This is a genomic window from Klebsiella sp. JN_Kp122, assembly GCF_040062085.1.
GTDB lineage: Bacteria > Pseudomonadota > Gammaproteobacteria > Enterobacterales > Enterobacteriaceae > Klebsiella > Klebsiella aerogenes.
Genome location: NZ_JBEAHW010000018.1, coordinates 168,565 through 194,547 on the forward strand (window position 1 = coordinate 168,565; position 25,983 = coordinate 194,547).

At 53.4% G+C, this 25,983-nt stretch carries 29 protein-coding genes; 19 read left to right on the top strand and 10 right to left on the bottom strand.

The window, feature by feature from the left end:
• The gene (gene selD, locus ABLU78_RS07195) at nucleotides 1-1,044 is read right to left on the bottom strand and encodes a selenide, water dikinase SelD (protein ID WP_032708315.1); all 1,044 of its coding nucleotides are present in this window, start codon (nucleotides 1,042-1,044) and stop codon (nucleotides 1-3) included.
• 226 nt (nucleotides 1,045-1,270) lie between these two features.
• Here selD and phoC point away from each other — a divergent pair, with 226 nt between their 5' ends.
• Nucleotides 1,271-2,017, top strand: coding sequence for an acid phosphatase PhoC (gene phoC / locus ABLU78_RS07200; RefSeq protein ID WP_015705781.1), 747 nt, complete (start codon nucleotides 1,271-1,273; stop codon nucleotides 2,015-2,017).
• A 116-nt stretch (nucleotides 2,018-2,133) separates the two neighbouring features.
• Here the strand turns inward: phoC and ABLU78_RS07205 are convergent, their stop codons facing one another.
• A complete protein-coding gene (locus tag ABLU78_RS07205) occupies nucleotides 2,134-2,685 on the bottom strand; it encodes an NAD(P)H nitroreductase (protein WP_045411293.1) in 552 nt (183 codons plus the stop codon).
• A gap of 164 nt (nucleotides 2,686-2,849) precedes the next feature.
• On the opposite strand from ABLU78_RS07205, the gene sppA reads away from it, so the two are divergent.
• From sppA to ABLU78_RS07225, 4 genes are all read left to right on the top strand, one after another.
• Nucleotides 2,850-4,703 (top strand): signal peptide peptidase SppA, encoded by a 1,854-nt coding sequence (sppA, locus tag ABLU78_RS07210; protein WP_015705783.1) that lies wholly within the window; start codon nucleotides 2,850-2,852, stop codon nucleotides 4,701-4,703.
• Between the two features lie 140 nt (nucleotides 4,704-4,843).
• Nucleotides 4,844-5,860 (top strand): asparaginase, encoded by a 1,017-nt coding sequence (ansA, locus tag ABLU78_RS07215; RefSeq protein WP_015366152.1) that lies wholly within the window; start codon nucleotides 4,844-4,846, stop codon nucleotides 5,858-5,860.
• A gap of 10 nt (nucleotides 5,861-5,870) precedes the next feature.
• A complete protein-coding gene (gene pncA / locus ABLU78_RS07220) occupies nucleotides 5,871-6,512 on the top strand; it encodes a bifunctional nicotinamidase/pyrazinamidase (RefSeq protein WP_015366151.1) in 642 nt (213 codons plus the stop codon).
• Between the two features lie 296 nt (nucleotides 6,513-6,808).
• Entirely contained in the window at nucleotides 6,809-8,065 is a 1,257-nt protein-coding gene (locus ABLU78_RS07225; protein WP_048228888.1) for a glycoside hydrolase family 18 protein, read from the top strand.
• 79 nt (nucleotides 8,066-8,144) lie between these two features.
• On the opposite strand, the gene ABLU78_RS07230 is transcribed toward ABLU78_RS07225, so the two are convergent.
• Nucleotides 8,145-8,423: a YeaC family protein gene (locus ABLU78_RS07230; RefSeq protein WP_015366149.1), complete on the bottom strand. Its 279-nt coding sequence runs from the start codon at nucleotides 8,421-8,423 to the stop codon at nucleotides 8,145-8,147.
• 41 nt (nucleotides 8,424-8,464) lie between these two features.
• Nucleotides 8,465-8,878, bottom strand: coding sequence for a peptide-methionine (R)-S-oxide reductase MsrB (gene msrB / locus ABLU78_RS07235; RefSeq protein ID WP_015705785.1), 414 nt, complete (start codon nucleotides 8,876-8,878; stop codon nucleotides 8,465-8,467).
• A 338-nt stretch (nucleotides 8,879-9,216) separates the two neighbouring features.
• Here msrB and gapA point away from each other — a divergent pair, with 338 nt between their 5' ends.
• Together gapA and ABLU78_RS07245 are read left to right on the top strand one after the other, a co-directional pair.
• Nucleotides 9,217-10,212 (top strand): glyceraldehyde-3-phosphate dehydrogenase, encoded by a 996-nt coding sequence (gene gapA, locus ABLU78_RS07240; protein WP_004203784.1) that lies wholly within the window; start codon nucleotides 9,217-9,219, stop codon nucleotides 10,210-10,212.
• Nucleotides 10,213-10,283: 71 nt separating this feature from the next.
• Nucleotides 10,284-11,168, top strand: a complete 885-nt coding sequence (locus ABLU78_RS07245; protein WP_015366147.1) for a D-hexose-6-phosphate mutarotase — start codon at nucleotides 10,284-10,286, stop codon at nucleotides 11,166-11,168.
• A gap of 201 nt (nucleotides 11,169-11,369) precedes the next feature.
• On the opposite strand, the gene ABLU78_RS07250 is transcribed toward ABLU78_RS07245, so the two are convergent.
• On the bottom strand, nucleotides 11,370-12,116 hold the full coding sequence (locus ABLU78_RS07250; RefSeq protein WP_032711863.1) for a MipA/OmpV family protein: 747 nt from the start codon (nucleotides 12,114-12,116) through the stop codon (nucleotides 11,370-11,372).
• Between the two features lie 427 nt (nucleotides 12,117-12,543).
• Here ABLU78_RS07250 and yeaG point away from each other — a divergent pair, with 427 nt between their 5' ends.
• The 6 genes from yeaG (at nucleotide 12,544) to ABLU78_RS07280 (ending at nucleotide 19,577) form a co-directional block, all read left to right on the top strand.
• A complete protein-coding gene (gene yeaG / locus ABLU78_RS07255; protein ID WP_015366145.1) occupies nucleotides 12,544-14,478 on the top strand; it encodes a protein kinase YeaG in 1,935 nt (644 codons plus the stop codon).
• A gap of 117 nt (nucleotides 14,479-14,595) precedes the next feature.
• A complete protein-coding gene (locus tag ABLU78_RS07260) occupies nucleotides 14,596-15,879 on the top strand; it encodes a YeaH/YhbH family protein (protein WP_015366144.1) in 1,284 nt (427 codons plus the stop codon).
• Nucleotides 15,880-16,517: 638 nt separating this feature from the next.
• Entirely contained in the window at nucleotides 16,518-16,733 is a 216-nt protein-coding gene (locus tag ABLU78_RS07265; RefSeq protein WP_041165555.1) for a hypothetical protein, read from the top strand.
• Nucleotides 16,734-16,938: 205 nt separating this feature from the next.
• Nucleotides 16,939-18,429: a diguanylate cyclase DgcJ gene (gene dgcJ, locus ABLU78_RS07270; RefSeq protein ID WP_047739529.1), complete on the top strand. Its 1,491-nt coding sequence runs from the start codon at nucleotides 16,939-16,941 to the stop codon at nucleotides 18,427-18,429.
• A gap of 60 nt (nucleotides 18,430-18,489) precedes the next feature.
• The gene (locus tag ABLU78_RS07275; protein ID WP_015366141.1) at nucleotides 18,490-18,990 is read left to right on the top strand and encodes a YbaK/prolyl-tRNA synthetase associated domain-containing protein; all 501 of its coding nucleotides are present in this window, start codon (nucleotides 18,490-18,492) and stop codon (nucleotides 18,988-18,990) included.
• Nucleotides 18,991-19,130: 140 nt separating this feature from the next.
• Nucleotides 19,131-19,577: a DUF441 domain-containing protein gene (locus tag ABLU78_RS07280; RefSeq protein ID WP_015366140.1), complete on the top strand. Its 447-nt coding sequence runs from the start codon at nucleotides 19,131-19,133 to the stop codon at nucleotides 19,575-19,577.
• Here the strand turns inward: ABLU78_RS07280 and ABLU78_RS07285 are convergent.
• Complete coding sequence (locus ABLU78_RS07285) at nucleotides 19,561-20,355, bottom strand: helix-turn-helix transcriptional regulator (protein ID WP_161798783.1); 795 nt, start codon at nucleotides 20,353-20,355, stop codon at nucleotides 19,561-19,563. The two genes, ABLU78_RS07280 and ABLU78_RS07285, sit on opposite strands and share 17 nt — an antisense overlap.
• Before the next feature lie 97 nt (nucleotides 20,356-20,452).
• Here ABLU78_RS07285 and ABLU78_RS07290 point away from each other — a divergent pair, with 97 nt between their 5' ends.
• The gene (locus tag ABLU78_RS07290; protein ID WP_042892734.1) at nucleotides 20,453-21,634 is read left to right on the top strand and encodes a CynX/NimT family MFS transporter; all 1,182 of its coding nucleotides are present in this window, start codon (nucleotides 20,453-20,455) and stop codon (nucleotides 21,632-21,634) included.
• 33 nt (nucleotides 21,635-21,667) lie between these two features.
• Here ABLU78_RS07290 and ABLU78_RS07295 read toward each other — a convergent pair whose 3' ends face one another.
• Nucleotides 21,668-22,360 (bottom strand): CTP synthase, encoded by a 693-nt coding sequence (locus ABLU78_RS07295; RefSeq protein ID WP_032711865.1) that lies wholly within the window; start codon nucleotides 22,358-22,360, stop codon nucleotides 21,668-21,670.
• Nucleotides 22,361-22,500: 140 nt separating this feature from the next.
• Here ABLU78_RS07295 and ABLU78_RS07300 point away from each other — a divergent pair, with 140 nt between their 5' ends.
• Complete coding sequence (locus ABLU78_RS07300) at nucleotides 22,501-22,848, top strand: DUF488 domain-containing protein (protein WP_015705791.1); 348 nt, start codon at nucleotides 22,501-22,503, stop codon at nucleotides 22,846-22,848.
• Nucleotides 22,849-22,858: 10 nt separating this feature from the next.
• Here ABLU78_RS07300 and ABLU78_RS07305 read toward each other — a convergent pair whose 3' ends face one another.
• On the bottom strand, nucleotides 22,859-23,107 hold the full coding sequence (locus ABLU78_RS07305; protein ID WP_015366135.1) for a DUF333 domain-containing protein: 249 nt from the start codon (nucleotides 23,105-23,107) through the stop codon (nucleotides 22,859-22,861).
• Between the two features lie 293 nt (nucleotides 23,108-23,400).
• Here ABLU78_RS07305 and ABLU78_RS07310 point away from each other — a divergent pair, with 293 nt between their 5' ends.
• The 4 genes from ABLU78_RS07310 to ABLU78_RS07325 all read left to right on the top strand — a co-directional run bounded on the left by ABLU78_RS07310 (nucleotide 23,401) and on the right by ABLU78_RS07325 (nucleotide 24,902).
• Complete coding sequence (locus ABLU78_RS07310; protein WP_048228890.1) at nucleotides 23,401-24,423, top strand: sensor domain-containing diguanylate cyclase; 1,023 nt, start codon at nucleotides 23,401-23,403, stop codon at nucleotides 24,421-24,423.
• Between the two features lie 47 nt (nucleotides 24,424-24,470).
• Entirely contained in the window at nucleotides 24,471-24,572 is a 102-nt protein-coding gene (locus ABLU78_RS07315) for a YoaK family small membrane protein (RefSeq protein ID WP_015705794.1), read from the top strand.
• Complete coding sequence (yoaJ, locus tag ABLU78_RS07320; protein ID WP_100279139.1) at nucleotides 24,572-24,646, top strand: protein YoaJ; 75 nt, start codon at nucleotides 24,572-24,574, stop codon at nucleotides 24,644-24,646. The genes ABLU78_RS07315 and yoaJ overlap by 1 nt, the downstream gene beginning before the upstream one ends.
• Before the next feature lie 133 nt (nucleotides 24,647-24,779).
• On the top strand, nucleotides 24,780-24,902 hold the full coding sequence (locus ABLU78_RS07325; RefSeq protein WP_015366133.1) for a hypothetical protein: 123 nt from the start codon (nucleotides 24,780-24,782) through the stop codon (nucleotides 24,900-24,902).
• A gap of 47 nt (nucleotides 24,903-24,949) precedes the next feature.
• Here the strand turns inward: ABLU78_RS07325 and ABLU78_RS07330 are convergent, their stop codons facing one another.
• Both ABLU78_RS07330 and leuE read right to left on the bottom strand, forming a co-directional pair.
• Nucleotides 24,950-25,213 carry a DUF2534 family protein gene (locus ABLU78_RS07330; RefSeq protein ID WP_015366132.1) on the bottom strand — a complete coding sequence of 88 codons (264 nt, stop codon included), beginning with the start codon at nucleotides 25,211-25,213 and terminating at the stop codon, nucleotides 24,950-24,952.
• A 114-nt stretch (nucleotides 25,214-25,327) separates the two neighbouring features.
• The gene (gene leuE / locus ABLU78_RS07335; protein WP_015705795.1) at nucleotides 25,328-25,966 is read right to left on the bottom strand and encodes a leucine efflux protein LeuE; all 639 of its coding nucleotides are present in this window, start codon (nucleotides 25,964-25,966) and stop codon (nucleotides 25,328-25,330) included.
• Nucleotides 25,967-25,983 lie beyond the last annotated feature (17 nt).

Here is a 25,983-nt window from a genome sequence, read left to right on the forward strand (position 1 = left end):
TCAACGGATCTCGATCATTGGACGCCCGCCGCGGGCGGTGACCAGCTCGCCAATGGCGGCAAGCTTAATGCCAAATTCCGCGGCAGCGGCCTGGACTTCGGCTTCGGCTTCCGGCGTGACCGCCAGCAGCAGGCCGCCGGAAGTTTGCGGATCGCACAGCAGATCGCGCCATGCCGCCGGCATCTCGCCCATCAAATGACCGTAGCTGGCAAAGTTGCGTCCGGTGCCGCCCGGCACCGCCCCGGCGGCAATGTAAGCTTCAACGCCCGGGAGTTTAGGGATATCGGCGTAGTTTAGTTGCGCCTGAACGCCCGCGCCGCGGCAGACTTCGCTGAGATGCCCCAGCAGGCCGAAACCGGTGACGTCGGTCATCGCTTTTACCCCTTCGATATTGGCAAATGCGGCGCCGGCAAGGTTCATCTGGCACATGGTTTCCGTCGCCAGCCCTTGATGTTCCGGCTTCAGCAACGATTTCTTCTCGGCGGTAGTCAGCACGCCAATACCCAGTGGTTTGGTCAGATACAGCTTGCAGCCCGCCTGCGCGGTGCTGTTTTTCTTGATACGTTCGGTTGGCACCACGCCGGTCACCGCGAGCCCGAAAATCGGTTCCGGCGCATCGATGGAGTGACCGCCCGCCAGCGCAATCCCGGCCTGCTGGCAGGCAAAACGCCCGCCTTCAACCACTTCGCGAGCAATCTCCGGCGCCAGCGTGTTGATTGGCCAGCCAAGTATCGCAATCGCCATAATCGGTTTGCCGCCCATGGCGAAAATGTCGCTGATGGCGTTAGTCGCCGCGATACGGCCAAAATCAAAAGGATTATCGACGATCGGCATGAAAAAATCGGTGGTGCTGATGATCGACGTCCCGTTACCCAGATCGTAGACCGCCGCATCGTCGCTGGTTTCGTTGCCGACAAGCAGGTTCGGGTCGACAAACTTCGCCTGCTCGCTATGCAGAATGGTTTCCAGCACTTTAGGGGAAATTTTACAACCGCAACCGGCTCCGTGGCTGTATTGCGTTAAACGAATAGCTTGCTCGCTCATGGACATCTCCTGTCATTGCAATCCCGCTATGGTAGCGCCCAAACGGCAAGGTGATAAGTGCGACAGTCCGAAATCGCGAGTGGTTGCTCATTAAGCAGACAAATATGCGTTTTTGCGATACCGAACAATTTTTTCAACGCCATTTTAACTTTTACTTACAGATGACAAAAATGTGACTAAAAACAAAACCATTGTTCTGGACATATAACACCGTAAGGAAATGTAGATGAAAAAGCGCGTTCTCGCCCTCTGCCTCGCCAGCCTGTTTTCCGTTAACGCTTTCGCGCTGGTCCCTGCCGGCAATGATGCAACCACCAAACCGGATCTCTATTATCTGAAAAATGCACAGGCCATCGATAGCCTGGCGCTGTTGCCGCCGCCGCCGGAAGTTGGCAGCATCGCATTTTTAAACGATCAGGCGATGTATGAGAAAGGACGGCTGCTGCGCAATACCGAACGCGGCAAGCTGGCGGCTGAAGATGCTAACCTGAGCGCCGGCGGCGTCGCGAATGCCTTCTCCAGCGCTTTTGGTTCGCCCATCACCGAAAAAGACGCGCCGCAGTTACATAAGCTGCTGACAAATATGATTGAGGATGCCGGCGATCTGGCCACCCGCAGCGCGAAAGAGAAATATATGCGCATTCGCCCGTTTGCGTTCTACGGCGTTTCAACCTGTAACACTACCGAGCAGGACAAGCTGTCGAAAAACGGATCTTACCCTTCCGGCCATACCTCTATCGGTTGGGCAACCGCGCTGGTACTGGCGGAGATCAATCCGCAGCGGCAAAACGAAATTCTCAAACGCGGCTATGAGTTGGGCGAAAGCCGGGTTATCTGCGGCTATCATTGGCAGAGCGACGTCGATGCGGCGCGGATAGTCGGCTCGGCGGTGGTGGCGACCCTGCATACCAACCCGGCCTTCCAACAGCAGTTGCAGAAAGCAAAGGATGAATTCGCCAAAACGCAGAAGTAACGTCATCGCCGTTGAACTCCCGGAGGCGGCGCTTAACGCGCCTTCTCCGGGCTACTAAATCGCACAGCGCTGTAGCCCCGGTAAGCGGCAGCGCCACCGGCGTAACAAGCTTTGACTCAGAAGCGCGTGACGAACGGCGCGGTATCCGGGCGCGTAAACGTGGTTGATGCTTTTAACTGCGGCGTGCCGAGGTAGAGGAAACCGACAATTTTGTCCTGTTCTCGGCAGCCAAAGCCTTCGCGGACAACCGGACTCTCGGTTAACGCACCGCTACGCCAGATACCGTTATAGCCCTGCGCCACTGCGGCCATTTGCATCGCCATCACCGCACATCCCGCGGACATCTCCTGTTCCCACAGCGGTACCTTCGGATGTTCTTCGCAGCGTGCGACTACGGCGATAATCAACGGCGCACGGAACGGCGCATTACGTGCTTTTTCAATGGCTTTTTCATCCTGCCCGGCGGCCATCGCCCCTTTTTCCAGCAGTTGGCTAAAGCGTTCGCGGCCATCATCGGCAATAATAAAGAACCGCCACGGTTGTAACGTGCCGTGATCCGGCGCACGCATCCCCGCGTGAAGGATATTTTCCAGCTGTTCACCAGCCGGAGCCGGATCGATCAGGCGCGACGCGCTGCGGCGATTTACCAGTAGTTCGAGAGCATCCATCTGTGTAACTCCTGTGATGTCATTTTGCATAAAATTAACATGCGCATGGATTTTGTTACAGCCCGATGGGTGATTCCTGCTGACAAGCGTCGGCACTCTCTTTAGGATAGCCAGACGCGGCAGCCCCTGCGGCTGACCCATCATCAAAATATTAGGGAGAATACATGCGAACCCTTTGGCGATTTCTTGCCGGATTTTTTAAATGGACATGGCGAATACTCAATTTCATTCGCCAATTCGCGCTGAACCTGGTGTTCCTGGTGTTAGTGCTGATTTGCGTCGGCATCTGGGCACAGTTTAGCAGCAGCACCGCGGAACATACCGCACGCGGCGCGCTGCTGATGGACATCACCGGCGTGGTCGTTGATAAGCCTTCCGCCAGCAGCAAGCTCGGGGTCATTGGCCGCCAGCTGTTCGGCGCCAGTTCCGATCGTCTGCAGGAGAACTCGCTGTTCGATATCGTACAGACGATTCGCCAGGCGAAAGACGACCGTAATATCACCGGTATCGTACTGGATCTGAAAAACTTCGTCGGCGGCGATCAGCCCTCGATGCAGTATATCGGTAAAGCGCTACGCGAGTTCCGCGACAGCGGTAAACCGGTATATGCCGTAGGTAGCAGCTACACCCAGGGGCAATACTATCTGGCGAGTTTCGCCAATAAAATTTGGCTCTCGCCGCAGGGTGAAGTCGACCTGCACGGCTTTGCCACCAACGGCCTGTATTACAAGTCGCTGCTGGATAAACTGAAAGTCTCGACCCATGTTTTCCGCGTCGGTACTTACAAATCCGCCGTCGAGCCGTTTATTCGCGACGACATGTCGCCGGCTGCGCGTGAAGCGGACAGCCGTTGGATCGGCGAACTGTGGCAGAACTATCTCAACACCATTGCCGCTAACCGCCAGATTACCGCGCAGCAGCTGTTCCCCGGCGCTCAGGGCGTGATCGACGGCCTGCGTAAAGTTGATGGCGATACCGCGAAATACGCGCTGGATAACAAACTGGTCGACGAGCTGGCCACCTCGACGGAAGTGGAAAAAGCGCTGACTAAGCAGTTTGGCTGGAGCAAAGCGGATAACAACTATCGCGCCATCAGCTACTACGATTACAACGTCAAAGCGCCAACTGAACAGGGTTCGGCGGTTGCGGTTATCTTTGCTAATGGCGCCATCATGGACGGTGAGGAAACGCCGGGTAACGTCGGCGGCGACACCACCGCGGCGCAAATCCGCGACGCGCGCCTTGATCCGAAAGTGAAAGCGATCGTCCTGCGCGTCAACAGCCCGGGCGGCAGCGTCAGCGCCTCGGAGGTCATCCGCGAAGAGCTGGCGGCGGCGAAAGCGGCGGGTAAACCGGTGGTGGTCTCAATGGGCGGCATGGCGGCATCCGGCGGTTACTGGATCTCCACCCCGGCGGATTACATCGTGGCGAACCCGAGCACCCTCACCGGCTCCATCGGTATCTTCGGCGTGATTAACACGGTGGAAAATACGCTCGGTTCAATTGGAGTCCATACCGATGGCGTCGCCACCTCGCCACTGGCCGATGTCTCAACCACCAAATCGCTGCCGCCGGAAGTGCAGCAGTTAATACAGCTGAGCATCGAAAACGGCTATAAGCGCTTTATCACCCTGGTGGCTAACGCGCGTAAGAGCACGCCGGAGAAGATTGACCAAATCGCGCAAGGCCACGTCTGGACCGGTGAAGACGCCAAGGCCAATGGTCTGGTAGATAGCCTCGGCGATTTCGACGATGCGGTGGCGAAAGCCGCGGAGCTGGCGAAACTGAAACAGTGGCATATCACCTGGTACCAGGAAGAACCCACGTTCTTCGCGATGGTGATGGATAGCCTGACCGGTTCAGTGCGCGCGGCTCTGCCGGCCGCGATTCAAGCATACCTGCCTGCGCCGGTTGCGGCAGCCGCGGACGTTGTGAAAACGGAAAGCGATAAACTGGCGGCATTTAACGATCCGCAGAATCGCTATGCCTTCTGTCTGACCTGCGCCAATATTCGTTAATCCCCCGTCTGCCCCCGCCGTGGGGCAGCGTTTCAACGACATTAAATTCAAGCGCTTCTCTGCAACTCCCAGGGTTAGCGCTTTATTTTTTTGCCTGCCACTTTATACTGCGCCTGTTCACGTCCAACCTAAGCGATGCTATGCAAAAGAAATCGATTTACGTTGCCTACACCGGTGGGACCATCGGTATGCAGCGCTCCGATCACGGTTATATCCCCGTTTCCGGCCACCTGCAGCGTCAGCTGGCGCTGATGCCCGAGTTCCACCGCCCGGAGATGCCGGACTTCACTATTCATGAATATGCGCCGTTGATGGATTCGTCTGATATGACGCCGGAAGACTGGCAGCATATCGCTGACGATATTCGCGACCACTACGACCAATACGATGGCTTTGTTATCCTGCACGGCACCGACACCATGGCCTTCACCGCTTCGGCGCTGTCGTTCATGCTGGAGAATTTAGGTAAGCCGGTGATTGTGACAGGGTCACAAATCCCGCTAGCCGAGCTGCGTTCCGATGGGCAAATCAATTTGCTCAATGCGCTGTACGTCGCCGCCAACTACCCGATCAATGAAGTTTCGCTATTCTTCAATAATCGTCTGTATCGCGGCAACCGCACGACCAAGGCCCACGCAGACGGTTTTGATGCCTTTGCTTCGCCAAACCTGGCGCCGCTGCTGGAAGCCGGCATCCATATCCGCCGTCTCGGTACCCCGCCCGCGCCGCACGGAAAGGGCGAGCTGATCGTCCACCCCATTACGCCGCAGCCTATCGGCGTGGTCACTATCTATCCTGGGATTTCTGCCGATGTGGTGCGTAATTTCCTGCGTCAGCCGGTGAAAGCGCTGATCCTGCGCTCCTATGGCGTAGGCAATGCGCCGCAGAACGGCGAGTTTATTCAGGTCCTGGCGGAAGCCAGCCAGCGCGGTATTGTGGTGGTGAACCTGACGCAATGCATGTCGGGTAAGGTGAATATGGGCGGCTATGCCACCGGCAACGCGCTGGCGCAGGCCGGAGTCATTAGCGGTTTTGATATGACCGTGGAAGCGACGCTGACCAAGCTACACTATCTGCTCAGTCAGAACCTTGATGGTGCGGCCATTCGAAACGCCATGCAGCAAAACCTGCGCGGCGAGCTGACCCCTGATGAATAAGGAACATGCTATGAGCCACCGCGCGCTGCTATTGGTAGACCTGCAAAACGATTTCTGCGCTGGCGGCGCACTCGCCGTCCCCGAAGGCGACAGCACCATTGATATCGCAAATCAGCTGATCGACTGGAGCCTGGCACGCGGCGACGCCATCATCGCAAGCCAGGACTGGCATCCGGCCAACCATGGTAGCTTTGCCAGTCAGCATCAGGCGGAACCCTATGCCCAGGGCGAGCTTGATGGCCTGCCGCAGACTTTCTGGCCCGATCACTGCGTGCAGCATAGCGATGGCGCCGCGCTGCACCCGCTACTCAAACAGCAGGCTATTAACGCCGTGTTTCATAAAGGGCAAAATCCGGTAATCGACAGCTACAGCGCGTTTTTCGACAACGGTCACCGGCAGAAAACCGAATTGGATGGCTGGCTGCGCGCGCACGGCGTGACGGAGCTGAATATTCTCGGCCTCGCGACGGATTACTGCGTTAAGTTTACCGTGCTTGATGCGCTGGATTTGGGCTACACCGTCAACGTGATCACCGACGGCTGTCGCGGCGTCAACCTGCAGCCGCAGGACAGCGCCGTTGCCTTTATGGAAATGGCCGCCGCCGGAGCTACGCTCTACACCCTTGATGACTGGCTGGAAACCCAGCCCTGACCTCACGCCCGGCGCACCTCACGCCGGGCGGTATTTACCGCCTCGTTGACCTCGATAAATTGAGCTGTCTCGCAGTTTCCCCGGATAAGGGCTGATACTGTGGGCAGGCTGTTTTTTCGCCACGCCATTTCCGTGGCGTGTGCTTATTTATACCCTAAATAATTCAAGTTGTAGAAAGGCGGCAAGGGCGCGAATCCCCAGGAGCATAGATAACTATGTGACTGGGGTGAGTGCACGCTGCCAACGCATCTGCAGCTTGAAGTATGACGGGTATACATTGTCAAAGAGGAACTCCGATGAAACTTTTGCCCTTGCTGGCAGCATTACCCCTGCTCTGCGCCTCTGTCGTTTCCGCGCAATCTTTCATGTCGGTCGGCTACTTCAACGGCGGCGGCGACGTCACCGCAGGCCCCGGCGGCGATATCGACAAGCTGGATGTCCGACAAATAACCCACCTTAACTACTCGTTCGGGCTTATCTACAACGATGAAAAAGACGAGACCAACGAGGCGCTGAAAGATCCTGAGCATCTCCATCAAATCTGGCTGTCGCCAAAAGTACAGGCGGATTTACAAAAACTGCCGGCGCTACGTCAGCAAAATCCCGATCTGAAAGTCCTGCTCTCCGTTGGCGGCTGGGGCGCGCGTGGATTTTCCGGCGCGGCGGCCACGCCGGAAAGCCGAGCGGTGTTTATCCGTTCGGTTCAGCAGGTCATTGACCAATATGGCCTTGATGGCATCGATCTTGACTGGGAATTTCCGGTTAACGGCGCCTGGGGATTGGTGGCCAGCCAGCCGGCGGATCGCGATAACTTTACCGCGCTGCTGAAAGAACTACGTGCCGCCGTCGGCACTAAGAAACTGGTGACCATCGCCGTGGGCGCTAATGTTGAAAGTCCAAAAAGCTGGGTCGACGTGAAAGCGGTCGCCCCACAGCTGGACTACATCAATCTGATGACCTACGACATGGCCTACGGCACGCAATATTTCAACTCCAATCTGTATGACTCCCGCCACTGGCCGACCGTCGCCGCAGCGGATAAATACAGCGCCGATTTTGTGGTGAATAACTATCTGGCTGCTGGCCTCAAACCCAGCCAGATGAATCTCGGCATTGGTTTCTATGGCCGGGTACCGAAACGTGCCGTCGAGCCAGGGATTGACTGGAGTAAGCCAGACGCGCAGAAAAACCCGGCTACCCAGCCTTACTTCGGGGCACAGCAAATCGAGTTGTTTAAATCGCTGGGTTATGACCTGAGCAAAGATACCTATGTGAAATACAACGATATTGTTGCCAAACTGCTCAACGATCCGCAGAAACGCTTTACTGAGCACTGGGATGACGAAGCGAAGGTGCCGTGGTTATCGGTAAACTCTGCCGATGGCAAAGCGCTTTTCGCCCTGTCCTACGAGAATCCACGTTCGGTGGCGATCAAAGCCGATTACATCAAGAGCAAAGGGTTAGCGGGCGGCATGTTCTGGGAATATGGCGCAGATGACAAAAACCAGCTTGCTCGACAACTGGCCGAGTCGCTAGGTATCAAGACGCAGTAAAACACACACCCCGGAAGCACTGCGCGACCGGGGTGACTTAAAGAGCCGCCCGGTTAAACCGGGCGCTCAGTGCAGCAGATTACTGCGGTTTGAACGTCGCAATCGGCTTCGGCACGATTCCGAAATCCTCTTTCAATTGCTGTTTGCTCTTCATCACCATCTGACCGTTGGTGTCGATGGTCATATGCTGCGCATCCGTGTTGTTGCGCGCCTGCCACAACATCACCAGCTGCATGCTGTTTTCTTTTTGTTCCGGGGTCAGCGCAACGCCGTCCGGCCATTTTCCTAACTCCACCGCGGTGGCTAAACGTTGGTACAGTTCCGGCGTCATACTGGCAATAATTTGCTCGATATCCATCTTCTGCTCATCCGTCTTGGAATAATTTGCTGAATCGTTTCTTAGCCTTTAGTTCGCTCGCCGTTTTGCTCATCGGTGAAGCTTAAAGAGGCCGAATTGACGCAAAAACGCTCGCCGGTCGGCTGCGGGCCATCCGGGAAGACATGCCCCAGGTGCGCATCGCAATTGCCACAGCGAATTTCAGTACGCTGCATCCCGTGGGAGTAATCATTGAGATAACGAATCGCGTCGTCGCTCACCGGCTCATAGAAGCTCGGCCAGCCGCAGCCGGAGTCATACTTGGATTGTGAGTGAAATAGCGGCGCATCGCAGACCAGGCAGTGGTAGATGCCGTCTTTTTTGTTATGCAGCAACCGTCCGGTAAACGGCGGTTCGGTACCGTGATTCTGCGTCACATAAAACTGCATCTCGCTCAATTCTTGTTTGAGCTCGTCAGGAGATGGTTTATTAGCCATGTGATTACTTCTCGCTTTGAAAGGGCAACTTTACCCGTCGATTCTAACAAAACATTAACAATGAAACCTGTACTTTTGTTCTAAACTTATCCGATGCCATCAGGCAGCCAGATAATTGTGATACCAATCACATTTTTATCTTATATGACCTTTAAAATTCCGGACGCAGTCCCCATATGGAATTGGGCTCAAAGGGAGAGTGAGGCAAATCAATCGCGCAAAGGTCTGCTCAGGATTGATTTGTCGCAATGATTGACACGATTCCGCTTGACGCTGCGTAAGGTTTTTGTAATTTTACAGGCAACCTTTTATTCACTAACAAATAGCTGGTGGAATATATGACTATCAAAGTAGGTATCAACGGTTTTGGCCGTATCGGTCGCATTGTTTTCCGTGCTGCTCAGAAACGTTCTGACATCGAGATCGTTGCAATCAACGACCTGTTAGACGCAGAGTACATGGCTTACATGCTGAAGTATGACTCCACTCACGGTCGTTTCGACGGTACCGTTGAAGTGAAAGACGGTCATCTGGTCGTTAACGGTAAAAAAATCCGTGTTACCGCTGAACGTGACCCGGCTAACCTGAAATGGGATGAAGTTGGTGTTGACGTTGTTGCTGAAGCAACCGGTATCTTCCTGACCGACGAAACCGCTCGTAAACACATCACCGCTGGCGCGAAAAAAGTCGTTCTGACTGGCCCGTCCAAAGACAACACTCCGATGTTCGTTCGCGGCGCTAACTTCGACACTTACGCAGGCCAGGACATCGTTTCTAACGCATCCTGCACCACCAACTGCCTGGCTCCGCTGGCTAAAGTTATCAACGACAACTTCGGTATCGTTGAAGGCCTGATGACCACCGTTCACGCTACCACCGCAACTCAGAAAACCGTTGATGGCCCGTCTCACAAAGACTGGCGCGGCGGCCGCGGCGCAGCGCAGAACATCATCCCGTCCTCTACCGGCGCTGCTAAAGCGGTAGGTAAAGTACTGCCAGAACTGAACGGCAAACTGACCGGTATGGCGTTCCGCGTTCCGACTCCGAACGTATCCGTTGTTGACCTGACCGTTCGTCTGGAAAAAGCAGCGTCCTACGAAGAAATCAAGAAAGCAATCAAAGCGGCTTCTGAAGGCGCAATGAAAGGCGTTCTGGGTTACACCGAAGACGACGTTGTATCTACCGATTTCAACGGCGAAGTTTGCACTTCCGTGTTCGATGCTAAAGCTGGTATCGCACTGAACGACAACTTCGTGAAACTGGTTTCCTGGTACGACAACGAAACTGGTTACTCCAACAAAGTTCTGGACCTGATTGCTCACATCTCCAAATAAGTTGAGATGAATAAGTAATCAATAAGAGCGGCTTCGGTCGCTCTTTTTTTTGCCCGAAAGAGGATGGCGTAATGATTAATAAAATTTTTGCTCTCCCGGTGATTGAACAACTTTCTCCTGCATTCTCCCGCCGCAAGCTGGACGATCTTGAACTTATCGTCGTTGACCACCCGCAGGTAAAAGCTTCCGTCGCCCTGCAGGGCGCTCACCTGCTCTCCTGGCAACCGGCCGGTGAAGAAGAAGTTTTGTGGTTGAGCAACAATACCCCATTTAAAAGCGGCGTCGCCCTGCGCGGCGGCGTACCCATCTGCTGGCCATGGTTCGGTCCGTCAGCGCAACAGGGGCTGCCGTCGCACGGTTTCGCACGCAACCTGCCGTGGGCGCTAAAATGCCAGGACGAAGATGAAAACGGCGTGATGCTGACCTTCGAACTGCAGAGCAGTGACGAAACCCGCAAATACTGGCCTCACGACTTCACGCTGTATGCGCGCTTCAAGCTGGGTAAGACCTGCGAGATCGAACTGGAAGCCCACGGCGAGTTTGAAACCACCTCCGCCCTGCACACCTACTTCAACGTTGGCGATATCACGGCAGTCAAAGTGAGCGGCCTTGGCGATCGCTATGTCGATAAAGTGCTGAATGCCGAAGAAGGTGTGCTGAAGGACGGCATCCAGACCTTCCCGGACCGCACCGACCGCGTTTATCTCAATGCCGAAGCCTGCAGCGTGATTCATGATGACGTCCTGCAGCGCAACATCGACGTGATCCATCGCCATCACGGTAACGTCGTTGCCTGGAACCCGGGCCCGGCGCTTTCCGTCAGCATGGGCGATATGCCGGATGATGGCTACAAAACTTTTGTTTGCGTGGAAACCTGCTGCGTGACCGTGCCGCAGAAAGCCAGCGAAGAGAAACCCACTCGCCTGGCGCAGACTATTCGCGTTGTGAAGCGTTAAGACCGACAAGCGTCTGGCGTGAGCGGATGGCGCTTCGCTTATCCGGCCTACTTAAAACCGTGTTTACTGAGGCGATAGTGGGCTCGACCCGTAGGCCGGGTAAGGCCTAGCCGCCACCCGGCATAAACGCGAATTGTAATATAGCAAAACAGGGCATAACGCCCTGTTTTGATGCACAAAAAAGTCTGTGGAAGTGCACCGTCAGAAGGTATAGGTGATCCCGGTCGAAATCAGGCCGCTCCAGGATTTGTCCACCATCGGGCTATCGGTGATTTCGTCAGACAGACGAGTGTAACGGGCGATACCATAAACGCTCCAGTCGCCGAGGAAACGATAGTTCGCCGCCAGCTCCAGATACGGGTTCCAACTGCTGTCAGGATCGTAGCTGCGCATGCCGCTGCGATTCGACTCATGCTTCGAGACGCCGTAGTAGTATTCGTTCTGATTGTCGCTATTCCACTCCACGCCAATACCCGGCGTCAGGGTCAGGTTGCCGTTGGTATAACGGTACAGCCAGGCCATATCCCAGGTAATGCCATTGCTGTTGTCCAGCGTATCGCCGGCCAGCGTCGTACGCAGGAATCCGTACTGAGTGTTATGAACGTAGCTCAACCCCGCCATCATGGTGGATTTGCGGCGGTCCAGCTTGCGCATCTGCGAATTGTCGCTGTCGCCCGGCTTGAAATACATCGGCGACCAGTAAGCGGTCACGGACAGTTTGTCGTTGGTATCATTCCACAGGTAGTAGCCACCACCCAAACCGTGGAACCAGAAGTTATCACTTTCATAACTAATGACAGGTACCGGGTAAACATCTGCATCATATTGTTTATAAGGATGCTCGACGACGCCCACGCCGGCCCCCAGCGTTAACTTCCCGTCAGCGTGCGCTGCGCCAGCTGACGTCGCGATGAACACACCCAGTGCCAGAAGTTTGATTTTAGTCACGATCCATATTCCTGTTGTCAAATAATTAGCGCGTGCAGTTTAACGTCGTAGAGGTCATGCCTCAAATGCTTTACTTGCTCTTACACTAAACCGAACAATTTCCCACTGCTTGATGACCGCCCTCTTGCGACTTCATGACACATTGATGAAAGGCTTTGGCAAGATATGCGAAAAATTGCCTGGTTTCCGGATGAGTTATTGATATGTCATTGAAATTGAGTTTTAGCGGCATGCAAGTTTTCTAAATGCATCTACGCTTAAATTTAGAAGGTGTAGTCGCAGAGCACGTTATCCAAATCGCTTCTGTAACCTGGCACGAGGGTTGCTGATAAGTAAAGGATGTCGTTCAGCCTGCTCCTTCCGGGGGCCCCTACTATTCATATGAACGGCTCTCAACCTGTGCTAAAAAACGAAAGGACGGCATGCCATGAATATATTCGATCACTATCGCCAGCGCTATGAAGCTGCCAAGGACGAAGAGTTCACACTGCAGGAGTTTCTTACCATCTGCCGGCAAGATCGCAGTGCTTATGCCAACGCGGCAGAGCGGCTATTGACGGCCATTGGTGAACCAGTCATGGTCGATACGGCCCTGGAGCCGCGGCTGTCCCGCCTCTTTTCAAACCGGGTTGTTGCACGCTATCCGGCGTTTGAAGAGTTCTATGGTATGGAAGATGCCATCGAGCAGATTGTTTCCTATCTGAAACATGCTGCGCAGGGTCTGGAAGAGAAAAAACAGATTCTGTATCTGCTGGGGCCGGTTGGCGGCGGTAAATCCTCGCTGGCGGAACGCCTGAAATCGCTGATGCAAAGGGTGCCAATCTACGTGCTGAGCGCGAATGGCGAACGCAGCCCGGTCAACGATCACCCTCTGTGCCTGTTTAACCCGCAGGAGGACGCGCAGATCCTCAATAAAGAATACGGCATTCCTAACCGTTATCTCGGCACAATTATGTCGCCGTGGGCGGCTAAACGCCTGCACGAGTTCGGCGGTGATATCACTAAATTCCGCGTCGTGAAAGTGTGGCCGTCAATCCTCGAACAGATTGCCATCGCCAAAACGGAACCCGGTGATGAAAATAACCAGGACATTTCGGCGCTGGTGGGGAAAGTGGATATCCGTAAACTGGAACACTATGCGCAAAACGACCCGGATGCCTATGGTTACTCCGGCGCGCTATGCCGCGCCAACCAGGGGATCATGGAATTCGTCGAGATGTTTAAAGCGCCGATTAAAGTATTGCACCCACTGCTGACGGCGACCCAGGAAGGCAACTATAACGGTACCGAGGGTATCTCCGCCCTGCCGTTCAACGGCATTATCCTCGCGCACTCCAACGAATCCGAGTGGGTGACTTTCCGTAATAACAAAAACAACGAGGCGTTCCTTGACCGTGTCTATATCGTCAAAGTGCCTTATTGCCTGCGCATCTCGGAAGAGATCCGTATTTATGAAAAACTGTTGAATAACAGTGAGCTGACCCATGCGCCATGCGCCCCAGGAACGCTTGAAACGCTGTCGCGCTTCTCTATTCTGTCGCGCCTGAAAGAGCCGGAAAACTCGAGCATCTACTCGAAGATGCGCGTCTATGACGGCGAAAGCTTGAAAGATACCGACCCGAAAGCGAAATCCTACCAGGAATATCGTGATTACGCCGGCGTCGACGAAGGGATGAACGGTCTCTCTACCCGTTTTGCCTTTAAAATTCTCTCAAGGGTGTTTAACTTCGATCATGCCGAAGTGGCGGCCAACCCGGTCCATCTGTTCTACGTACTGGAACAGCAAATCGAACGCGAACAGTTCCCGCAAGAGCAGGCCGAACGTTATCTGGAATTCCTCAAAGGCTATCTGATCCCGAAATACGCCGAATTTATCGGCAAAGAGATCCAAACGGCGTATCTTGAGTCTTATTCCGAATATGGACAGAACATTTTTGACAGATATGTCACTTATGCGGATTTCTGGATTCAGGATCAGGAGTACCGCGATCCGGATACCGGGCAACTGTTCGACCGTGAATCGCTGAATTCGGAACTGGAGAAAATCGAGAAGCCCGCCGGGATCAGCAACCCGAAAGATTTCCGTAATGAAATCGTCAACTTCGTGCTGCGCGCCAGAGCGAATAACAGCGGACGTAATCCGAACTGGACCAGTTATGAAAAACTGCGCACGGTTATTGAGAAGAAAATGTTCTCCAATACCGAGGAGCTGTTGCCGGTCATTTCGTTCAATGCCAAAACGTCTACCGACGAGCAGAAAAAACACGACGACTTCGTCGATCGCATGATGGAAAAAGGCTATACCCGTAAACAGGTACGCCTGCTGTGTGAATGGTACCTGCGGGTACGTAAATCGTCCTGATAGCGACCAACCCGGTAGCTGCGGCTGCCGGGTTTCAGCACCACTGCTCGTATAACGAAAGACATCTACCCTAATCAACATCAGGGTACAGTTGGCAAATGCAGTACAGGAGGGCATATGACCTGGTTCATAGACCGACGCCTGAACGGGAAGAACAAAAGCGCTGTCAATCGTCAGCGCTTTCTGCGCCGTTACAAGGCGCAGATAAAGCAGTCGATCTCCGAAGCCATCAATAAACGTTCGGTGACCGATATCGACAGCGGTGAATCCGTCTCCATTCCGACGGACGATATTAACGAGCCGATGTTTCATCAGGGGCGCGGCGGGCTTCGTAATCGCGTCCATCCCGGCAACGATCACTTTGTGCAGAACGACCGTATTGAACGCCCTCAGGGCGGCGGCGGCGGAGGCGGCGGTGGTCAGGGGCAGGCCAGCGCCGATGGCGAGGGCCAGGATGAATTCGTCTTTCAGATTTCGAAAGATGAATATCTTGACCTGCTGTTTGAAGATCTGGCCCTTCCCAACCTGAAGAAAAACCAGCAACGCCAGTTGAACGAGTTCAAAACCCATCGTGCGGGTTTTACCGCCAACGGCGTGCCGGCCAATATCAGCGTGGTGCGTTCATTGCAGAATTCGCTGGCACGGCGAACCGCGATGACCGCCGGTAAACGGCGCGAACTGCGGGCGCTGGAAGACGATCTCGATACCATTGCCAAAAGCGAACCAGCGCAGTTGCTGGAAGAGGAGCGGCTACGTAAAGAAATTGCGGAACTACGGGCTAAAATTGAGCGCGTGCCGTTTATCGACACCTTTGATTTACGCTATAAAAACTATGAGAAACGACCGGAGCCTTCAAGTCAGGCGGTGATGTTCTGCCTGATGGATGTTTCTGGTTCAATGGACCAGTCCACCAAAGACATGGCGAAACGTTTTTACATTCTGCTGTATTTGTTCCTCAGCCGGACCTATAAAAACGTTGAAGTGGTCTATATTCGCCACCACACCCAGGCGAAAGAGGTGGATGAACATGAGTTTTTCTACTCCCAGGAAACCGGCGGTACGATTGTTTCAAGCGCCTTGAAGTTGATGGATGAGGTTGTTAAAGCCCGCTATGACCCGGCGCAGTGGAATATTTACGCCGCGCAGGCGTCGGATGGCGATAACTGGGCAGACGACTCGCCGCTGTGTCATGAACTGCTGGCGAAGAAAATATTGCCGGTGGTTCGTTACTACAGCTATATCGAAATCACCCGCCGCGCTCACCAGACTCTGTGGCGCGAATATGAACATCTGCAGGCGACGTTTGAGAATTTTGCTATGCAGCATATTCGCGATCAGGAAGATATTTATCCGGTGTTCCGCGAACTGTTTCATAAACAAGGCGCGACCAGTAATACTTAGCCTCATAAATCAGCCAGATAAATACCCGTTCTGGCTGATTTTTCTGTAACTAAAACACATTAATAGCCAGCCACAGTTCCGTTCATTTACATTTCGATAATTGTCGAATTAATCCTTTACGCATTGGGCCTCTGGACGGCTAAAATAAATCTTGCACTATTTTTTCTACTATGCGTTAATGGCTACGTCGATTTGAAAGACAGAAAGATATTACCCAAGCAGTTACTCACACCTCCAGGCGCTATCGCTGATACCACCTTTCCTGAGTCTCTCCAATAGTATTAAGATTCTTCTGCAAATCAAATCCTGTATGCTTTGATACATTAAAAAACCTGGATAGAAGATGACTAATAAGATTTATGACTTAGTAAAACGGTTAAACGCCGGCTAAATTTGATGCGAACTTCTGATTTACGATAACGATGACGGCTTTGACCTGAGTAGATAAATAAGAAGCATCTCATTCAAATCAACACAAAATGGCATAAATTGATAACATAATCTGTCAGCTATGCTATTTTTAGTAGTAACGCAAAATATTTTTCCGTTTTGCAGTTCAGCCCACCAGAAATTTACATATTCATCTGTGGGTAAGTGACAAAATGTAAAAAAACATAATAATATAAAAGGATAAAATTATGATTAACAATATTCATTTCCGATGCCCGTGCTGCCATGGGTCACAATACAGAACCTCACATTTTGACGTGAGCGAAAAAAACCCCTTCGGCGCGAAATGCATTTTTTGCAAATCCGACATGGTGACTTTTGACAATATCGAATCTATCGATGTTTATCAGCCTGTCATGTCACAACTCGCCGGAAGCAAAATGTTTGCCTCCGCCGCCTCATGAGTGGCCTTTGGCCAGTCCTGCGCACTCTTCAGACACGCGTCATGAAGAGTGCCGCATTTTAGTTAGTCTGCCCTGCCTCGTTCTCCACACCTACACTACCTGTCAGCATAGTTAATCTGACCAGCCGTTCGTTCACCCACGCTCTGGTAGCCTGTTTATCCACTATGATAAAATCAGCTAAACGGGTAAGACGAATCCAAACATCATGAAATTACAGAATAAATTACTGCGACATGTTATTTCCGCAGGCGTTGTGGTGTTGACGTCTTCTTTTCTTGTATACGAATTAATCGCTACCCACCGCGATATGTCAGGCTATATGCGATACATCATAGAAAAAGGAGAATCGACCTTTCTCTATGATAAATATCAGAATCAACTCATCATCTCTCAGTTTCTGCGCAAGCTGGATACTCCCCCAAACCAAACAGAGGTAGAACAGGTCTGCAATAGCGTGCAACACAACGGGGATGTCAGTGGTTTGAATATCGCCGGATATACCTATCCCCAGCTGCATGGCACGCTAAGCGCCGCGCATGCCGACTGCGGCAAGTGGCGGGGCGATATTCCTGCACTCCAGGCATTCGATCGCGCGGTTGCCAAAAATGATAGCTGGCAGCCAGAGGTTCCCGCGACGCTCAAATCAGAAAAACGCTTTCGCTATTACATAGACCTGGTAAATAAATACATCTACTTTTATGCGCCCGTCAGAATTAAAAGTAATCCGATACAGAACTGGAATTTTCTTCAGGACAGTAAACTGGGTATTAGCCAGGCCAGCCTTGATGGTTTAGAACAGGGTCGTTCGCTCATCTCGACCGTGTATGTTGATGCGATGACGGGAAAGAATATTTTATCGTTTTTAACGCCAGTGTATTTCAAGGATAAGCTGAAAGGCGTAGTGATGGTCGATGTGACCGCGCAAGAGATTGAGGCCTTGTTATACACCAGCGACCGACCTTTGGTGTGGCGCTATCTGGATATTACCTTGAAGGATTCCGATACCGGCGCGCTCATTGAGGTACATCATAGTAAAACGCACCTGTTGAATTACGCCCATTACACCCATCAGGTAGCAGAAAACTTACGGATAACTCTGTCTCTGGATGTTATGTATTTTCTGCTTAGTTCATGGAAACTCTTCCTGTTTTATTTACTCTCTACCGCCGCATTACTGCATCTGGTGCGGGTTCATTTCCGCCTTTATAACTCGGTATCGAAAGAGAATATCAGCGATACCATGACCGGCCTTTATAATCGTAAAATCTTTACCCCGATGCTGGAGTCGCGCCTGCAACGACTTACCGCGCAAGGGGTTAACGTGGTAACGATGGCCCTTGACTGCGATGGACTGAAAAAGATCAACGATACCTGGGGGCATAACGCCGGCGACGAAGCGATTATTCTACTGGCGCAGGCTATTTCCGCATCCATTCGTAGCAGCGATTATGGCGTGCGCTTAGGAGGCGATGAGTTCTTTCTAATTCTGATCGATTATCCGGAAGCTGAAGCGGAAAATATCCCGGCGAGGATCCGGCAATATCTGGCGATTCATGACCATCAACAGCGCGTCGATTTCTCCTGGGGCGCAGCAAGTCTTGCGCCAGAACAGTCGCTCAGCGAAGCAATGAAAGCTGCCGATGCGCGCCTGTATATGAACAAAAAGCAGAAAAAAAGCCCCGGCATTCGCAGATAAGTTTTCATTACCGCCGCGCGGGGTTAAGCTTTGCCTTTTCTGTAGAGGAATCATCGCAACATGCAATCGCCAGAGACCGCCGACATACACCAGCAATTATGCCGCCTCCTTGATGAGCAACAGGCTCGCTATCGGGTCATGGAACATGAAGCCGTTGGTAAATGTGAAGCCGTATCTGCAATCCGCGGTACCGCGCTGGGACAGGGCGCCAAAGCGCTGGTCTGTAAAGTGAAAGGTAATGGGGTAAACCAGCACGTGCTGGCTATCCTTGCCGCCGATCAGCAGGCCGATTTATCTCGCCTGGCGCAGCATATCGGCGGCAATAAAGCCTCACTCGCCAGCCCGGCAGAAGTCGATGCCCTTACCGCCTGCGTATTCGGCGCCATTCCGCCTTTTAGCTTCCACCCTAAGCTAAAACTGGTCGCCGACCCGTTGCTGTTCGAACGTTTTACAGAGATAGCCTTTAATGCCGGCCTGCTGGAAAAATCGATCATTATGAATACCGAGGATTATCTGCGTATCGCCCGCCCTGAGCTGGTCGCGTTCCGTCGCGTCATTTAGCGCATCGTCGGTATGCGACAAGGTTCGCGGGCGGCGCTGGTAGCCTTATTTGCAGCAAATAAATTAAAAGCCTGTTTATTCACGCGATTATGCGTAGAGTAAGCAGGTTTTCTTTTTTTATTTTGGCAAGGACCTCTGGCATGTTCGATACAACCCTGTTTATTTTGCTGGGGCTGGCGGCACTCGGCTTTATCAGCCATAACACCACTGTCGCTATCTCAATACTGGTGCTCATCATCGTACGGGTGACACCGCTTAACGTTTTCTTCCCCTGGATTGAAAAGCAGGGGCTGAGCATCGGTATCATCATTCTGACCATCGGCGTGATGGCTCCCATCGCCAGCGGAACGTTACCGCCCTCGACGCTGATTCACTCTTTCGTCAACTGGAAGTCACTGTTGGCGATTGCCGTGGGCGTGTTCGTCTCGTGGCTTGGCGGACGCGGAGTCGCGCTCATGGGTTCGCAGCCTCAACTGGTCGCCGGGCTGCTGGTGGGTACCGTGCTGGGCGTGGCGCTATTTCGCGGCGTCCCGGTCGGGCCGCTTATCGCCGCCGGTATTATTTCGCTTTTTATCGGAAAGGCTTAGCCAAACTGGCGTGGTAGCGGCCCGGCGTTTGCCCTAACCCTTTTTTGAACATGGTGATAAAAGCGGTTGTTGAATCATAACCGAGCGTCTGGGCGGTTTGCTGTACCGTCTGTCCGCGCACCAGCATCTGCAGCGCCAGGATCAGCTGAAGCTGGTGCCGCCAGCGGCGAAAGCTAAGCCCGGTCTCCCGCACCACCAGCCGCGCCAGGTTGCGTTCGCTCATAGCGAACGCCGCCGCCCACTGCGAGAGCGTCTGCCAGTGTGCCGGATCGCGGGCCATGGTGTCGGCCATCCGGCGGATCTTCGGATGTCCTGAAACCGGCAATTGCAGATGTTCTTGCGGTTGTTGCGGTAGCTCATCAAATAATACCTGCACCAGGCGCTGCGTAGGCGGCGCGTCAAGCGCCTCCCTGCCGCGTTCGGCAAGGGTCATAATCAACTCTCGCACCAGGGGTGAGATTTTTAACGTGCAGCAATGCTCAGGCATCGGCGCCGCCCCCGGCTCTATGAACAAAAAGCACACCTGTGCCCCTGGCGTTGCGCGATTGCTGTGTGGAAGCAAGCCTGGTACCCACACCGCATACAGCGGCGGCACCATCCACATGGCGTTATCCACTTCGCAAGTTAAAGCGCCGTGCAACGCGAGGATCAGTTGACCTTTGCGGTGCTGATGGCGCGGAATGAACTGCTCGTCGTCCACCACCTGAATGCGAAACGCCAGCGCCGCTTCATGTCCGCTGTCTGGTTCATAGCCGTCTAAACCCAGTCCAATCATCAAATTGTCCGATATTAGCGATAATCTGTCATTTTAGCTTGATTCAAACAACCGTTAAACAGGCTATTGTTACGACCCTGTTTATTAGTCTGAGAACGTTATGAGTCCTGTTTCTTCCTCTGCCAACGGCAAAAAACTGCTGCTGATTGTCGGAATTTTATTTATCGCCGCCACGCTACGGGTAACTTTCACCGGTATCGCCCCACTGCTGGATGCGATACGCGCTGAATACCAACTGACGACGGCGCAAACCGGGCTGCTCACGACCCTGCCGCTGCTGGCCTTCGGGCTGGTCTCTCCGCTGGCGGCCGGCGTCGCCCGCCGATTCGGCATAGAGCGTAGCCTGCTGCTGGCGATGGTGATTATTTGCCTCGGGATCGGATTACGTTCCCTCCCCTCAGCAGCCTGGCTGTATATTGGTACGGCGCTCATTGGCTGCGGAATCGCGCTGGGCAACGTGCTGCTGCCAGGGTTAATTAAGCGTGATTTTTCCGGCCATGTCGCTCGTATGACCGGCGCCTACTCCATTACCATGGGCGCAGCGGCGGCGGCAGGTTCCGCGATGGTGGTGCCGCTGGCGCTGGCGGGTTTTGGCTGGCGCGGCGCACTGCTGCTACTGATGGTTTTCCCGCTGTTGGCGCTATTACTCTGGCTGCCGCAGGCGCGCCGCCAGGCTACCACGCCGATGACCGGATCGGGTGCCGCGCACAATCGGGGGATCTGGCGTTCAGCGCTGGCGTGGCAGGTCACGCTGTTCCTTGGGATTAACTCACTGGTCTATTACGTTATCGTCGGTTGGCTGCCCGCAATCCTGCAGAGTATGGGCTACAGCGAAGCGCAGGCTGGCTCTCTGCATGGCCTGTTGCAGTTGGCAACCGCCGCGCCGGGCCTGGCCATCCCGCTGGTACTCCATCGCCTGAAAGATCAGCGCGGCATCGCCGTTCTGGTAGCCTTAATGTGCGTAGTAAGCACGCTGGGATTATGGTTACTGCCCGGTCAGGCGGTGATCTGGACATTGATTTTTGGCTTCGGATCCGGCGCCACCATGATCCTTGGCCTGACGTTTATTGGTCTACGCGCCAGCTCAGCGCATCAGGCCGCGGCCCTCTCCGGCATGGCGCAGACTATTGGTTATCTGCTGGCTGCCTGCGGACCGCCGCTCATCGGTAAAATCCATGATGCTTACGGCGACTGGCATATACCGTTAATCATCGTCGCACTCATCGCAGTGGTCATGGCGCTGTTCGGCGCCCTTGCCGGAAGGGCGCGCGAAATTCATTAATCACAAGAGTCGGCAGCCAGGGCTGCCGATTTTTTATTGCCGGGCCGCGTGCAGGAAAGCCTGTACCAGCGGCGCCGGACGCCCTTCCAGCGCGTTGCGCTCGTGCTGGAACAGCGTGGCGACGAAGAACGGATGGGTAGTTAACTCCACGGCGCGGATCTCGCCGTTCTCATCCCAACCGGTCACCCGCAGCGCGCCCTGCTCCAGTTCATGGGCAAAGCTTTCGGCAATGCCGTAGTTACAATGATATCCCTCTTCAATGCTGTCACGGCCATAAGCGCGGGCAATCAGCGTGTTCGCGCGCAGCTCGATAGCGTCTGATTTTTCAACCAGCGAACAGCTTAATGGCGCAATGACCATTCGCCCTTCGCTATCGGTTTCGGCGTGCGCCGCATCCTGCCATCCCATAACATTACGGGCGTATTCGATAATCGCGTGCTGGAAGCCGCCGCAGGTACCGAGGAACGGAATGCTATTTTCGCGGGCGTAGCGAATGGCGATAAATGCGCCCTCGGCGTTTTTATACGGGCTGGCGGGAACCACCCAGATGGCGTCATAATCGGTGAGCCGGTCTGCGCTGGTAATCTCGCTGGTGGCTATCCAGTCATAACTCACCGGTTGTTCCAGAACCGCGGCAGCGTCATCGATAGCCAGCGGAATCGCCTTATGGGCAATCACATCAGGGTTATAATCGCCAACAAGGGCAATGCGCAAAGGGGTGTTCATAGCAGGATCCTTATGTCTGAGGATTATCGGGCAACACAAGGAACCTCAGATTAGCGATATCATTCGCGAAACACAATGGTTATTTAGCGGCACGCTGCACGGGCAAGCCGCCAGATAGACATAACGAGGGGAGAATAATGATGATTCAATGTAAACGCGTTTATGACCCTACAGAGGCCAGCGATGGTTACCGCGTGCTGGTCGATCGCCTGTGGCCACGCGGAATAAAAAAAGAGGATTTGCATTATGACGAGTGGTGTAAAACCCTGACGCCTTCCAGCGATTTACGCAAGGCTCTTCACGGAGAAGCGATTGACTTCTCTCACTTCCGCCAGCAGTACCGCGAAGAGCTTGAAACCCATCGCGATGAAGGGCTACGGCTCGCCAAATTGGCCAATCAGCAACCCTTAACGCTGCTCTACGCGGCCAAAGATACGCAACAAAACCATGCGCTGGTGCTGGCGGAGTGGCTGAAAAGCTTAATCTAACGGCGGCGAATTATTTCTTCGCCGGATGATCGCGCCGCCACAGTTCCCATTCATCGAGCGTTTCGCCACTGGGAAGTTTACAGTCGGTGCGCACGCCCTGAGGTGTCTGGACCGGAACCTGCTTACCGCCCTTCTGGTCGCAATAGACGGCGGCCGGATTGGCCATGCCGATCGAATTTGGCGGCGGCGGCGCATCAGGCTGTTGTGACTGAGCGCAGCCCGCTAGCATCAGCGGCAACATCATTACTATCCACTTCATAATTACTCCTGTTTTATTCAAAGCGACCTTTCGCCCTGAATCTCCACGGTTTCTCCATTTTAACTACACTTTTGCCCTTTAGAGTAGCGCTCGTTCTCGAATTGACCAGAGAACAGATCATTCCATAATCAATGAGTTTTGCCCCATCGCCCCCGATGGGGCTTTTTTTTTACCGTCGCGATAGCAGATATCCCCCTGCTAAATGTGATACATTCGTTATAAATATGTTTGTTATTAGCTGTTCGCTGCGCCAGCTCGCAGTACTGCGCTAACCTCCGGGGGCCGTTTCATTCATGTCAGACTTCATTCTTGCCCGCGTCTCACAGACGCTTGCTACCGAACGAACGCTCGAAACGTTGGTGCGACAACTGCTGGAAATGCTGGAACTGGTGACTCGTATGGAGTCCACATACCTGACGCGGATTGATTTAGAAGCGCAGCGCCAGTTAGTCATGTATGCCCACAACAGCAGCGAAATGCAGATCCCGGAAGGTTTTTCCGTTCCCTGGGACGAGTCGCTTTGCAAACGCGCAATCGATGATAACTGTATATTTTGCAACGAGGTTGGCCAACGCTGGCGGTCCTGCACCGCCGCACAGGAACTCGGCATCGCCACGTTCTTTAGTATTCCCGTCCATCTTGCCGATGGTTCGTTATATGGTACGTTGTGCGCCACCAGCCGCGTCAAACAGCCCTATAATCTGGAAGGCGAGCAGGTAATGACATTGTTCGCCGGCCTGATCTCCCATTACGTGGAGAAAGAGACGCTGGTTCAGCAACTGCGTAGCGCAAATGCGGCGCTGGAGATGCACTCCAATACCGATGAACTGACCGGTCTGGCCAACCGCCGCGCGTTGTTTAAACATCTTAAAACGCTGTTTACCCAAGCTCGCGCCCAGCAGCGCAGGCTCCTGCTTATTTTTATCGACCTCGACGATTTTAAAGCGATTAACGATAAACTGGGCCACCCCTGCGGCGACAGTTTTCTCATCCAGATAGGTGAACGATTAAGTGCCAACGTACGTAACGAAGATACCGTTGGCCGCCTCGGCGGCGATGAGTTTTTAATCATTGGCCCGGCACTTGAATCCCCTGAGCAGGAAGCGTTTATTGCCCACCTGCGCCAGCAGCTTACCGGGCGTTACCGCCTGGCCGGATACGGTATAGAATACCCTGGCGCCAGCTTTGGGATCATCGATGTCGATCCGCAGAATATGGACGTTGAACAGGCGCTACGCGCAGCGGATGAGGCTATGTACCACGACAAAAACGCACGCCGCATGCTGACCATTTTCGATATCGACCAGAAAGCATAACTTTCCAGTATGATAGATAACATTACGTTAAGAGACAGGAACTAAGCATGAAATTGGGTATTCTTTTTCCGGTGGTGATTTTCATTGTCGCCGTTGTCTTTCTGGGCTGGTTTTTTGTTGGCGGCTATGCGGCGCCAGGGGGGGCATGATGAAAAAGACAACCATCATTATGATTATTGTCGCCATCGTGGTGGTCGCCGGCACCGAATTGGGCTGGTGGTAATCTCAAATTTTCCCGCCGCCCCGGTATTGCGGAGTTGTCTTATCTACTCAATAAGTTAAGACGATACACTCATTTCATCAGCCGCTTCGCTGTGTTTATGCAGCAAAGCGGGCATTAACTGGAGAAGTGAGTAATGAAAAAACCGATGGTGTTACCGTTGATTATTGCGCTGTGCACGCTGTTATCGGGATGTATCGTGGATGATGGTTATCATCATCGACACCACCACCACCATCATCATGATCGTGGCTGGTGACAGATAGGATCATTCAAAAAGGCGAACAAGAGTTCGCCTTTTTGCATTTAGTCCTGACGGTCAGAACCTAAAAACAGAAAGCCCAGCGGGATAGCAAATAACACGGTGAACACGGTACTGTAAACCATCACCATCGCCCCCTGCAGGAAGAACATCGAGGTTGTCCACTCCGAGTACGGCATGTTGTACTCGCTCACCACGCCACCGAACGTTGCGCGGCCCACGACGGCAAGCGCAATGGCAAAAACTGTCGCCATCGACAACAGAAACTTCTTGCCGTTTTTATTACTGAGGATTTTTTGCAGAATCATCCGGGTTCCCTTCTCTGTGAGCGATAATCGGCTGTATATGTAACACCAATGCAATAAAAATTGAAGGGTTTTTGTTACAACACAGCGATTATCGCTGGCAGATCGTTTCCGGGATCAGGACTGCAGCGTCGCCAGGCGGGCGGCAAAACCCACAAAGACCAGACCGATAAGGCTGTTGCCCAATTTCGCCAGTTTCTTTTTGGTTTTCACATAGCGCGTCACAAACGAGCCAGAAAGGATAAGGAAGCTCATATAGACAAAGCTAATGATCTCCAGCGTCAGCGCCAGGATAAAGAACGCGATGCCCGGCGATGTCGCATTAACGTCAATGAACTGGACGAAAAAAGAGACATAGAAAAGGATCGCTTTCGGGTTAGTCAGGCTCAGGGTTAACGAGCGTTTGAGGATGGCGCTCCCCGGCTCAGCATCGGCGGCATCATGCCCCTCGCGCTGTTTAAATACCGAGTAGAGCATTTTGGCGCCCAGCCAAAGCAGATAAATCGCGCCAAGATAGCGCACAATATTAAATAGCACCGGGGTCGTTTTGATAAGCGTCGCAACGCCAGCAAAAGCCAGGAACATCAGAACCGCATCGCCGATAAACACGCCAGCGGCGGCAAGGTATCCTTTCTTAACGCCGTGCGCGATACCGGTTTTCAGTACAAAAAAAGTATTGGGACCTGGTACGAGAATGATAAAAATAGCCCCGACCAGGTAGGTCAGATAATTCAAAACACCAAACTCAGCGAACACGCTGCACTCCTTCGCTT